We start from the raw sequence: 12,861 nt of genomic DNA, 5'->3' as shown, positions 1-12,861 counted from the left end.
CGGGGCAAATCGCCCTAGAGCGCGGACATCAGCGGCTGATCTTTGGAGCCGCCGAGTAAAAATGATTTGCTGCTATCCACCCAAAAGCCTTTTTTGAGTGCACTGCGCCCTAGCAGCATACGGAAGCGCATATTTTCACGGTCGGTGAGCGTAACTTCTATTGGCATTTCCAAGCCGTTAATGCGCAGGCAGGTTTCAATCACCACCCGCGCCTCAGTATGACCACCAGAGTCGGTTACCTGACGCACATCTTTCACCGGCGCCTCGCATTCAATACAGGTGAGGCTGTCCTGCTGTAAGGGATGCAACCCGAAGCGCACCCAGGGCTTGCCATCCTTTTCAAAGGGGGTGACATAGTAGGCATGCAAGGCACTGGTGCGCGCACCGGTATCCACTTTGGCTTTGATGGCTGGTATCCCCAAATCCGGCAAGCCTACCCACTCGCGCCAACCGATAACTTCCACTTGTTTTTTTGCCACTGTCGTTTGCCCTCACCCAAAAAAAGTTAGCGTTTTGTGCGCCGGTAACAGGCGCGCTTTGTAACCCAGATTAGCGCCAAGGTAAAAAGAAAAATCTCTTCACCCAAACAAGATTTTTCTTTTGTTTTTTAATGGGCTATGGTAAATAGCGCGGGTCAAATTTTCCCTGTGGGGAACGACGCCAAACCTTCTCTCTGTCAATGTTGGAGTAGTCTTATGTCAGTTGATGTAGAGTCACCGGATACTGATCTTATCAGTGATGTTAGCATCGAAACCGATGATGAAGAGGCAACGCCAAAACTGACTGGCAAAGAAGCCAGCCAGCACACTTTGGAAATGCGCCGCAAAATCGAAGATCGCCTGGAGCGTCGCCGCATTAAGGATCAGCTCGGGTACGATGATATTTCCGATCTGGATTTTTAACGCTCACCCCATCCAGTCACACAGCCGCCGATTTATCGGCGGTTTGTTTGTCCAGCCTGTTATTCCAAGCCAGTCGTGTTTTCCAACCGAATGTTGTCCAGATACACCCGGCGCACACGGGTTAACCCCGATGCAAAAATTCCCAGGTTACACACAGCATCCAGCTGCATAGTCCGCTGTTTTGGGCTTTGGGCTATGTCGGTGATCGCAAACCGCAAATGATTCCACCCCGGCTGCAACATTAGCGACTGATTAAAACGATCATGATAACTGTGGCTACCGCGATCATGAACCACATCGGAAAGCCGCAACACCAGCTTCAGGGTCTCCTCATCCGGGTTGAACAGATCGAAAGCCAGATAGTCGTAACCACTCCAATCGCCATAACACACCCGCAGGCGAATACCGGCATAACCACCGGTAGCCAAATCCATCTGCAAAGAATGCTCACCCTGACTGACAATCCCTGTAGTGAATTGCGCGTCCACCCGCTCGGGGTTAACACCTAATTGCCGCACTTCGGCGCGCGATTCAAAACTGTTTAACAGCGGAAAGGCACGACGCAAAGTCACCTCAGCCCAAGCTGCATCAACCACCAACCAGAGCGCGGGCGTGATCAACAAAAAGCTCAACCAGCGCCCGAACCTCACCCTTACAACGTTAGCGGCGGTGGGATGCTGCCCCCAAAATAACCCTAACCAAACCCCCACAAGATTATTAAATATGTCCGACCAACTGGCATGGCGCCCCACAAAATGCTGCACCACTTCGACCAAACCACCCAGCAACAGTGCGAGCAAAGTTACACCCAGCCAATGGCGCCAATGCGCAAGCGGAATAAACCACTGCAGCACAATTAACAACAGCGCATAAAAAACCACGTGGCCAAAATTCCACAGATTTTTTAATAATTGTGATGATACCCAATCCGGCCCGCCCACAAAAAATAACGGGGCCGCGAGCAGTAGCAACAAACCAAATACAACCACCAGAATACGCGCGGTTGCAGGTGAAAAAAATGCATGCAACATAACGCGATTAACCTAATATTTTCAAAACGGTGAATGCCCCATACCATTAAATTGCTTGGCGAGGTTGGTGGCGTAGTTGTCGGTCATGCCACTAATAAAATCGATGACCGCCATAAGGGCGAGATGTTTATAGTTTTGCGCTTTATTGCTGACATCCGGGTGAAAATTATTTTCGCCAATTAACGCCATCACCCGATTATCTTTATAGGTCATTTGCGCCGGATCGCCGAGTGAGGCATAAACCGCCGAGCACACGGTATTTAACAAAGTTCCAATCACTGCGTAAGCGCCAATTTCCAATTCAACCCGACGCGAGTGATTAAATATTTTACGCTTGGCTAAATCTTTTGCCGCCTGTACCGCCGTGCGCACTTTGGGGTCACACAGTGAAATCAAATCGCCCTGCACTTCACCGCGCAAAAATGCATCCTGATGTTTAATAAACGCGGCGGTACCCGCATTGATAAATGCATCAATTACTTTGCCGCGCACCAATGCAGGTTTGCGACCATCATTGACTTTTTTCAGCAAGCGCTCCAAATCACTCAACTGTGGTGAATCGGCAATGACCGGGTGCAATAATTCATAAATCTCATTCCAGTTGAGAATGCCCATTTCCAAACCGTCTTCCAGATCGATAATGCCGTAACAAAAATCGTCCGCCGCTTCCATTAAATACACCAATGGATGACGGCAATACCAATCGCTACCCAATTCGATCAATCCAGTTTTCTGCGCGATTTCATGAAAGTGCTCCAGCTCGGATTGAAATATTCCGTACTTGTTATCCTTTGGGCGCTGCCCCAATACCGTGGGCGATGATGTCCAAGGGTATTTAATCGACGAAGCAAGCGTGGCATAAGTCAACCGCATGCCGTCATGAAATTGGTGATACTCAGACGTCGTCAACACCCGCAGACCCTGTGCATTACCCTCAAACACGCGAATATCATCGCGCTCGGAGGGCGACAAATCCGCTAAAAATTCCGCGCCCTCTTTTTGGAACCAGTTGCGAATCGCATCTTCACCGGTATGCCCAAACGGCGGGTTACCGATATCGTGCGCAAGGCACGTTGCCTGCACGATATCGCCTATGTCCGTTGGCCAGATATTAGTGGGCAAATCGCCTTTATCTTTTAACGCCTGCCCCACACGAATACCCAGCGTACGCCCGACACAAGCCACTTCCAAACTGTGTGTCATGCGGTTATGCACATGATCGTTCGTCGCCATAGGGTGCACCTGCGTTTTGCGCGCAAGGCGACGAAACGCACCGGAAAAAATAATCTTGTCGTGATCCGAGTGAAACGGCGAACGCCCCTCCTCGTGTTTGGCAATACGCTGCCCCAAGCGATCAGCGCAGAGCAGTTGGTTCCAGTTCATGGTCATACATAAATCCCTAACAATATTTAAGAAATCCAGTTTTTCTGGATGTCTTGTTTATCACGCAATGAATAGATCCACTCTTTGCCGTCTTTGTGTTTATCAAAAAGATTTAGTTCGACCAAACCATTTAAAACAGTGGCGGCGGTGTTGTAAGAGCAGTGTAATTTTTCTTCTACATATCGTGCTGTAAAAATGGTATTCGGGCTGCTTTTTGCAACTTGAAAAACAATTCTCTGTTTCCCACTGAGTTTTCCATAAACACCGCTGTTAAATAACCATGTATCAAATGACTCAATACTTTCAACGGTTTTTTGGCAGTGATTTTTGAACGCAGCAACCGCACGCATAATCACCGAGCATTGATAATCAATAAAATAGGTCATATCCATCTCATCCGTTTCGGTATACAAATAGGATTTCCCGTATTGTGTAGCCGCTTCTTTTAATAGATTACTAATCGATATATAGCGGAAGGCACCATAATCTTTTTTAAACATAAACCAGTAAAACAATGCCCGCGCAACCCTGCCATTACCGTCATTAAATGGATGTTCGTATCCTATTGCAAAATGGATGCAAATCGCTTTTACCAAGGAATGAATATAGCTTTGACTTTCGATATCGTCATGATCTGTATTCACCCAATTACATAATGACTGCAAGCGCTCATCAAGCCCAGCAGCTGTTGGCGGCTGATGAACTATATTTCCATCACTATCCTCGACAACCACATTATCCGTCAGGCGAAAAATTCCCGGTGTGTATTTCCCGTCATCTATACCGCCAACGCCAATTGCATGAAGCTCTTTTATTAAATCAGCCGTGAGCGGAAGCAGTCGTTTATCCCATACAAAATGCATCATTTTAAAATTGCCAATAATCATGCGCTCATCCATGCTGCGCGGCTCACGCTTACGCTTGATCATCTCTTTCGCAACCAAGGTCGTTGTAGCCGCGCCTTCTAGCTGGCTACTACTTATCGCCTCGTCTTCAATCAGATCCTCTAGCATGTAAGCGATATTCAGCCCTTCGCCTACTTTTTTGTTAGCCCACTCTAATGCGGCGCTAGTAGTGGACTGATCGACGATTGTCGCAGTCTTCTGCATTAAATTAGTGGTTATATAGGTGCCCTTGCGCTTAGGGTCGACCTGACCGAATAACGACTGTTTTGCATGGGCGCGCGCTTCTTTGGTAAAAAACCAAGCTATATCAACAGATAGATCTTTTGGTACACGATGACGAAATTCATCGTAAGGTAAATACCGCCCCCGCGCATCAACAGGAGCAGCAAAAGGAATATACGGAGGCAACTGGTCAGAAGAGAGGCTTGCCCATGGGTTCGCTAGCTCGGCTTTGGCTGGAGGACGCTTAATCATCTCAATTCATCTCAAAAACAAACAATATTGAGATGAACTATAGTTTAGTCAGCTTCATATCTCAATATTTATAAAATTTGAGATATAGAAAGAAGGCTAAATCGCACCAATTTAGCCCCCCAACAAAAATCCCACGCACAACTTAAGCGCATAAAACCCTTCGTAAAAACCGCCTCAAAGCGCCCCATTCCATCCCCTTATAAAATTCATAACCAATTGAATAAAAAGACTTTTATTATTTTTAAATAGTAAATTTAGGACGCCGTTTTTAGGCTGGCACAGTTTCTGCAAAACCAACTGAAAAGCAATCTTGTATCCAAGATTGTATTTCAGATTTGAACGCAGGAACCATAATGACGCTGTTGCAAAATAACGAGACCACTGGCTGGACAATTACTGAATGGCTCAACGCCTATCGCAGCGAAGGTTTGCAGGCGCGCGATGCGCTGCTGAACCTTCGTGCACAACTCAAAGCCGATGACGCTGCCTGGATTTACATTGTTTCGGCCGCAGAGATTGAGGCACAGCTTAATGCGCTGGCGAGTCTTGATGATGCAACCAGCCTCCCGCTCTACGGTATCCCCTTCGCGGTTAAAGACAATATTGATGTTGCGGGCATGCCCACCACCGCAGCCTGCCCGGCGTTTACCTATATCGCCGAAGCCGATGCCACCTCTGTTGCACGCTTGAAACAAGCGGGGGCGATTGTGCTGGGCAAAACCAATCTGGATCAATTTGCGACGGGTTTGGTAGGCACGCGCTCACCTTATGGCGCCGTACCTAATTCATTTAATGCAGATTATGTGTCCGGCGGTTCCAGCTCCGGCTCAGCCACTACTGTTGCGCGCGGATTAGTACCTTTTAGTTTGGGCACCGATACCGCAGGCTCCGGCCGTGTGCCAGCGGGCTTTAACAATATCGTGGGCTTAAAACCAACCAAAGGGCGCTTCAGTACCAGCGGTGTTGTGCCCGCCTGTCGCAGTTTAGATTGCGTTTCGATTTTTTCACTCACCGTGGACGATGCAGAAACTGTTGCCAAGGTGATGGAAGGGTTTGACGCAACCGATGGTTATTCGCGCATTAACCACAGCACACCCATTTATTTTTCCGCCAAACCGCGTTTTGGTATTCCTGCATCACCCAATTGGTTTGGCGATACCCACGCCGAGGCGGCGTGGCTGGAAACACTGGAAAATATTTCAGCGCTGGGTGCGGAATTAATCACCATCGATTTCACGCCCATGTTCAACCTCGCGCAATTATTGTATGGCGGCCCCTGGGTTGCTGAGCGTCACGCCGCGATTAAGGATTTTATGCAAGACCACGCCGCCGATATGAATGATGTGGTGCGTGGCATTATTGAAAAAGCGGTGAATTTTTCTGCAACCGACGCTTACCGCGCTGAATATCAACGTGCTGATCTTGCGCGTGAAATCCAAACCTTAATGAGCGGTGTGGATGCGCTGCTAGTGCCAACATCGCCACGCCACCCAACACTCAATGAGGTAGCGGCTGACCCAGTGACGGTTAACAGCCAGCTCGGTACCTACACCAATTTTGTGAATCTCGCGGACTGTTCTGCTCTCGCATTACCTGCAACGCTGCGTGCCGATGGTTTGCCCTTTGGCATCACCTTAATTGCACCGGCATGGCAAGACGCCGCCCTCGCTGCCTTCGGTAAAAAATGGCACAGCAGTGTGAATTTAAAACTCGGCGCGACACAACAACCAACACCTGCACCACAAACAAATACCAATCCACCTGCTGGTTATGTGCGCCTCGCCGTTGTGGGCGCGCACCTCACCGGCATGCCACTTAATGTGCAATTGCAAGAGCGCAATGCCATTTTTGTGGAGAGCACTTATAGCGCCAGTAATTACCGTTTATTCGCGCTGCCCAATACCACGCCGCCTAAACCTGGATTAATTCGCACTGAATCAACCGGTGCAGAAATTATTGTGGAGTTATGGGATGTACCACTGCAGCACTTCGGCAGTTTTGTTGCACTGATTCCCGCACCTCTCGGTATAGGCACATTGAGTTTGCACGATGGCCGTGAAGTAAAAGGTTTCATTTGTGAAGGCGCCGCCGTAAATGGCGCAACGGATATTACGCATTTGGGTGGATGGCGGGCTTATATCAAGTCGCTGCAGAAATAAAAAACAGAATTAATGCCGGAGAAGAATCATGTTGAAGACCGTACTTATCGCTAACCGTGGAGAAATCGCGGTACGCATTGCCAAAACGCTGAAAAAAATGGGCATCGAATCGGTTGCTGTTTATTCCGATGCAGACCGCAACTCCGCGCACGTCACTGCCTGCGATAAAGCGATATGCCTTGGTGGTAATACGGCAGCAGAAAGTTATTTAAAATCCGATTTAATTCTCGCTGCCGCTAAAGCAACGGGTGCCCAGGCAATTATTCCCGGTTATGGTTTTCTCTCTGAGAACGCAAAATTTTGTGAGCAGTGCGAAGCAGAAGGAATCGCATTTTGCGGCCCCACTCCCGCACAAATTCGCGAATTTGGTTTGAAGCACACCTCGCGTGAAATTGCTGAAAAAGCCGGTGTACCTCTCACTCCCGGAACCGGTTTATTGGACTCGATTGACGAAGCAGTCGCATCTGCCGCGCAGCTCGGCTATCCGGTGATGTTAAAAAGCACCGCCGGTGGTGGTGGTATCGGTTTAACGCGCTGCAATAACGAAGCTGAATTAATCGCCGCTTATGAAAGCGTAAAACGCTTGGGGCAAAACTTTTTTAGCGACAGCGGTGTATTTCTTGAGCGCTTCGTCGATAACGCCCGCCATGTAGAAGTACAAATTTTTGGTGACGGTAAGGGCAATGTACTTGCACTGGGCGAGCGCGATTGCTCATTGCAACGCCGCAACCAAAAAGTGGTTGAAGAAACTCCTGCGCCCAATTTACCTGCTGCCACGCGCGATAAATTATTGGCCGCATCCAAAAGTTTGGGCGAAGCTGTTAACTATCGCTCTGCGGGCACCATTGAATATATTTACGATGCCGCGCGCGATGCGTTTTACTTTTTGGAAGTAAATACCCGCCTGCAAGTTGAACACCCTATCACTGAAGCCTGCACCGGTGTCGATCTCGTCGAGTGGATGATTCTCACTGCCGCTGGCACACCACCAAAACTGGATATTGAAATCAATCCACAAGGTGCTGCCATTGAAGTGCGCTTGTACGCAGAAGATCCGGTGCGCGATTTCCAACCCTCACCCGGTGTGTTAACGGATGTGGTGTTTTCTGAGTCGGCACGTATCGATACCTGGGTTTCAACCGGCACCGAAGTATCGCCCTATTACGATCCGATGATCGCCAAAATTATTGTGTACGGTAAAGATCGCGCCGATGCGATCAGCAAAATGAAAACCGCACTTAACGAAACTCGCGCCGCAGGTATTGCCACCAACCTGGATTATTTACGCCAAATTATCGCAACTGATTTTTTTGCCAATGGCGATGTGGCGACCAACAAATTAGCCAGCTTTGAATACCAAGCCCCCGTTGTCGAGGTTTTGCAACCTGGTACTTACACCAGCGTGCAAGACTATCCCGGCCGTGTTGGTTTGTGGAGCATTGGTGTTCCGCCGTCAGGTCCAATGGATGATTACGCATTTCGTTTGGCTAACCGTATTGTCGGCAACCACGAAAGCGCTGCTGCACTCGAATACACCATCATCGGACCGAAATTAAAATTTCATCGCGATGCAATTATTGCGCTCACTGGCGCAACATCGCCTGCAAAAATTGACGGTGAATTAATTCCTTTCTGGCAACCGGTTGCCATTAAAGCCGGACAAATTCTGGAAGTGGGCAAAGCCGAGCAAGGCTGCCGTGGTTACCTCGCCGTACGCAACGGTTTTGATGTGCCGGTGTATTTGGGCAGCCGCTCTACTTTTGCACTCGGCCAATTTGGTGGTCACGCAGGTCGCACTTTGCGCGCGACCGATATGTTGCCAATTAGCAATCCGGCAATTACTGCTTGCACTACGCCCGCACCAACCTATGAAGCTGCAGCAGCACCCGTTGAATTAATTCCAAGCTATCCAAATGAATGGGAAATTGGTGTGCTTTACGGCCCACACGGCGCGCCCGATTTTTTCACGGAAGATGCGATTGATATGTTTTTTTCAACCGCATGGGAAGTTCACTACAACTCCAACCGTTTAGGCATTCGTTTGAATGGCCCCAAACCAACCTGGACGCGCAGCGATGGCGGCGAAGCGGGTCTGCACCCTTCGAATATTCACGATACCGAATACGCCGTTGGCTCCATTAATTTCACTGGCGACATGCCGGTAATCCTCACCAAAGACGGCCCCAGCCTTGGTGGATTTGTTTGCCCGGTAACCATCGTCAAAGCAGAGTTGTGGAAAGTTGGCCAAGTAAAACCCGGCGATAAAATTCGTTTTAAACGTTTGAGCTTCGACGCTGCACTCGCGCTGGAATTATCTACCGACCGCGCCATTGAAAACCTGAGTGCACAACCAGAAGTTTTGCTCGCACCGATTGTGAAACCGGAAAACACTATTTCCGATTGTATAGTCGCCGCATTACCACCCGAAGGCAGCCGCCCACTGGTGAGCTATCGTCAAGCAGGCGACAAATATATTCTGCTTGAATACGGCGACAATGTTCTTGAATTAAGTTTGCGCCTGCGTGTGTATGCGTTGATGGAAGCATTAAAGGCATCACCCATTAATGGCGTGATCGAGTTGTCACCCGGTGTGCGCTCACTGCAAATTAATTACGACAGCCGCGTGATTCACCAACAGCAATTAATCGATAAGCTACTGGTGATTGAAGAAACGCTCGGTAACGCGCGCGATATTAAAGTGCCCAGTCGTATCGTGTATATGCCGATGGCCTTTGAAGATTCGGCAACGCTGGATGCAGTAGCGCGCTATCGCCAATCCGTGCGCGACACAGCCCCTTGGTTGCCAAGCAATACTGAATTTATGCGCCGCATTAATGGCCTGGATTCCATCGAACAAGTTAAACAAACCTTGTTTGATGCTAGCTACATGGTTTTGGGGTTGGGCGATGTTTATCTCGGTGCTCCCTGTGCAGTTCCGGTTGATCCGCGTCACCGCTTGCTCACCTCCAAATACAATCCGGCACGCACTTACACTGCAGAAGGCACTGTCGGCATCGGCGGCGTATACATGTGTATTTACGGCATGGATTCTCCCGGCGGCTACCAACTCGTCGGGCGTACGCTGCCCATCTGGAATAAATTTCTCAAAAATCCAATCTTTAAAGATGGCGAACCATGGCTGCTGAAATTCTTTGACCGTGTGCGCTATTACGAAGTGACTGAAGAAGAATTAACGGCACAACGCGAAGCATTCCGCGAAGGCCGTTTAAGCCTGCGAATTGAAGAAGATTATTTTAGCCTCGCAGAACACGAACAATTCCTGCAAGACAATGCTGCCAGCATTGCTGAATTTAAAACCAAACAACAAGCCGCCTTCACCCAAGAAGTTGCGCTCTGGCAAGCCGATGAAGAAAAACAAGTGGATGCGGCACTGCAAGCAAAAGTATCAACTGGCCCAATTGAAGTGGATGGGCATGCCGTCACCGCCGACATTAGCGGCAACATTTGGAAACTGTTAGTTGAACCCGGCCAAATGGTAGAAGTCGACCAACCGCTGTTAATTGTTGAAGCCATGAAAATGGAGTTTTCGGTGTATGCCGATCGCGCCGCAAAAATCACTGCAATTCATTGTGAGCCGGGAAAACAAGTAAATGCGGGTGATTTGTTGTTGGTGCTTGAGACGGATTAAGTTAAGCAGGGACGTAGGTTGGAAGAGCGCAGCGACTTCCGACAATTTTCATGAACAATATATATGTCGGAAGGCGCTACGCTTACCTGCGCGGCCCGTTCCAACCTACGGTGAAAAAATGAAATTAATCAAAACCGACAAAACCAAAAAGAAAACCGATGAACCGCGCACCAATTTAACGGAGCGGATTTATCAAATTATCAAAGACGATATCTTTTCTTTTCGCTTGGTTCCCGGCGATCGTTTCAGTGAAAACGAAATTGCTGAACGTGTTGCTGCCAGTCGCACCCCCGTGCGCGAAGCGCTCGCACGTTTGCAGCGCGAAGGTTATGTGGATGTTTCGTTTCGCAGTGGCTGGAAAGTAAACCCGTTTGATTTCAAAAAATTTGAACAGCTTTATGACGTGCGCATTATCTTGGAATTAGCCGCCATCAAAAAACTGTGCGAAATGGAAACCGCACCCGATCTGGAAGATGTAAAACGTATTTGGCTGGTAAAACCGGAAGACCGCTTAAAAGACGGCCCAACCGTATGCGGCCTGGATGAACGCTTTCACGAACAATTGATTGAAGCTACCGGCAATATGGAAATGGCACGAATTCACCATGAAATTACCGAGCGGCTGCGCATTATTCGCCGCATTGATTTCACCCAGCGCAATCGTATTGAAGCCACTTACGACGAACACGCCAAAATTCTGCGCACCATTATTGAACGCCGCGCAGAAGACGCTAAAAGCTATTTAAAAACACACATTGAAGCGAGCAAGGCCGAAGTTAGAAAAATTACCCTGCATATGTTGTACGAAGCGCAGCAACAACATCCGGCAGATTCAGAATAAATTTTCGTTAGCAACACCTATTTCACATTAGAGCAGCAACTGGTTGATGCCTGAAGCACATGAACCAGATCATGGAAGAAAATTTTGCCGCCCAATATAAGCGTTATGCATAAGGCGTTACCGGAAAAATTGCATTCACTGGGTAGTTTTCAAGAAACAATGAATGCGCATAGTTAAAAACCACTGAGTCATTAAAACCATCTAGGAGATAGACCCATGAAGCTGAAGAAGATAGCAAAACATGTCGGGGCACTCGGTATCGCCTGCGGCTTAACCATCGCCTCATTCAGTGCAGCAGCTGCCGAAACGATTAAGGTCGGCGTACTGCACTCACTCTCTGGCACCATGGCCATTTCAGAAACCACGCTGAAAGACACCATGCTGATGTTGATAGAAGAACAAAACAAAAAAGGTGGTTTGCTGGGTAAAAAATTGGAAGCTGTTGTAGTAGACCCAGCATCCAACTGGCCACTGTTTGCCGAAAAAACCCGTGAGTTATTAACTAAAGATAAAGTGGCCGCCATTTTCGGTTGCTGGACTTCAGTTTCACGCAAATCAGTATTACCAGTTATTGAAGAATTGAACGGTGTATTGTTTTACCCCGTGCAATATGAAGGTGAAGAATCTTCACGTAACGTTTTCTACACCGGTGCTGCACCAAACCAACAAGCCATTCCAGCGGTTGATTATTTAATGAATGACATGGAAGTAAAACGCTGGGTATTGGCGGGTACTGACTATGTTTATCCACGTACCACCAACAAAATTCTTGAAGCGTATTTGATGTCTAAAGGCGTTGCCAAAGAAGACATCATGATCAACTACACCCCGTTCGGTCATTCCGACTGGCAAAACATTGTGTCTGACATTAAACGTTTTGGTTCAGCGGGCAAAAAGACTGCCGTAGTTTCTACCATCAATGGTGATGCTAACGTGCCTTTCTATCGTGAACTCGGTAACCAAAAAGTAACCGCCGAAGATATCCCCGTAGTCGCCTTCTCTGTGGGTGAAGAAGAACTTTCCGGTATCGACACCAAACCACTGGTGGGTCACTTGGCCGCATGGAACTACTTCATGAGCGAAGACAATCCTGCTAACGCCGCGTTTATCAAACAATGGAAAGCCTTTATCAAAAATGACAAACGCGTAACCAACGATCCAATGGAAGCACACTACATTGGTTTCAACATGTGGGTTAAAGCGGTTGAGAAAGCAGGCACTACCGACACTGACAAAGTGGTTGACGCAATCATCGGTGTAGAAGCACCTAACTTGACTGGCGGCATCAGCAAAATGTTGCCCAACCACCACATCACCAAGCCTGTATTGATTGGCGAAATTCAAGAAGATGGCCAATTCCTTACCGTTTCACAAACCGACGGTTTGGTTCCTGGCGATGCATGGTCTGACTTCCTTGATGGTTCAAAAGATTTGGAATCCGACTGGATTAAATTGAAGTGTGGCAACTACAACACCAAAACCAAAAAATGTTTGGGTGCAGCTGCCGCGCAATAACT

Annotated in this window: 9 protein-coding genes; 5 read left to right on the top strand and 4 right to left on the bottom strand. The window is 48.3% G+C overall.

Annotated elements, in window-relative coordinates:
- Positions 1–14 precede the first annotated feature (14 nt).
- On the bottom strand, positions 15–479 hold the full coding sequence (locus tag NNX04_RS19535; protein ID WP_007644315.1) for an ATP-dependent zinc protease family protein: 465 nt from the start codon (positions 477–479) through the stop codon (positions 15–17).
- Between the two features lie 216 nt (positions 480–695).
- Here NNX04_RS19535 and NNX04_RS19530 point away from each other — a divergent pair, with 216 nt between their 5' ends.
- A complete protein-coding gene (locus NNX04_RS19530; RefSeq protein WP_007644316.1) occupies positions 696–902 on the top strand; it encodes a PA3496 family putative envelope integrity protein in 207 nt (68 codons plus the stop codon).
- Between the two features lie 59 nt (positions 903–961).
- Here NNX04_RS19530 and NNX04_RS19525 read toward each other — a convergent pair whose 3' ends face one another.
- Genes NNX04_RS19525 through NNX04_RS19515 form a run of 3 tightly spaced genes read right to left on the bottom strand, consistent with a single transcriptional unit; the run spans position 962 to position 4,695 of the window.
- On the bottom strand, positions 962–1,933 hold the full coding sequence (locus tag NNX04_RS19525; RefSeq protein WP_261946892.1) for a VanZ family protein: 972 nt from the start codon (positions 1,931–1,933) through the stop codon (positions 962–964).
- Positions 1,934–1,954: 21 nt separating this feature from the next.
- The gene (locus NNX04_RS19520) at positions 1,955–3,322 is read right to left on the bottom strand and encodes a deoxyguanosinetriphosphate triphosphohydrolase (RefSeq protein WP_261946891.1); all 1,368 of its coding nucleotides are present in this window, start codon (positions 3,320–3,322) and stop codon (positions 1,955–1,957) included.
- A gap of 20 nt (positions 3,323–3,342) precedes the next feature.
- Positions 3,343–4,695 (bottom strand): Fic family protein, encoded by a 1,353-nt coding sequence (locus NNX04_RS19515; protein WP_261946890.1) that lies wholly within the window; start codon positions 4,693–4,695, stop codon positions 3,343–3,345.
- A gap of 353 nt (positions 4,696–5,048) precedes the next feature.
- Here NNX04_RS19515 and atzF point away from each other — a divergent pair, with 353 nt between their 5' ends.
- The 4 genes from atzF (at position 5,049) to urtA (ending at position 12,859) form a co-directional block, all read left to right on the top strand.
- A complete protein-coding gene (atzF, locus tag NNX04_RS19510; protein ID WP_261946889.1) occupies positions 5,049–6,854 on the top strand; it encodes an allophanate hydrolase in 1,806 nt (601 codons plus the stop codon).
- A gap of 28 nt (positions 6,855–6,882) precedes the next feature.
- Complete coding sequence (uca, locus tag NNX04_RS19505) at positions 6,883–10,503, top strand: urea carboxylase (RefSeq protein ID WP_261946888.1); 3,621 nt, start codon at positions 6,883–6,885, stop codon at positions 10,501–10,503.
- Positions 10,504–10,621: 118 nt separating this feature from the next.
- Positions 10,622–11,344: a GntR family transcriptional regulator gene (locus NNX04_RS19500; protein WP_040392864.1), complete on the top strand. Its 723-nt coding sequence runs from the start codon at positions 10,622–10,624 to the stop codon at positions 11,342–11,344.
- A gap of 216 nt (positions 11,345–11,560) precedes the next feature.
- The gene (urtA, locus tag NNX04_RS19495) at positions 11,561–12,859 is read left to right on the top strand and encodes an urea ABC transporter substrate-binding protein (RefSeq protein ID WP_261946887.1); all 1,299 of its coding nucleotides are present in this window, start codon (positions 11,561–11,563) and stop codon (positions 12,857–12,859) included.
- Positions 12,860–12,861 lie beyond the last annotated feature (2 nt).

This window comes from Cellvibrio sp. QJXJ, assembly GCF_024452345.1.
Taxonomy (GTDB): Bacteria; Pseudomonadota; Gammaproteobacteria; order Pseudomonadales; family Cellvibrionaceae; genus Cellvibrio.
Note: the sequence above shows the minus strand (reverse complement) of the source record. Positions and strands in the feature narration are given on the sequence as shown.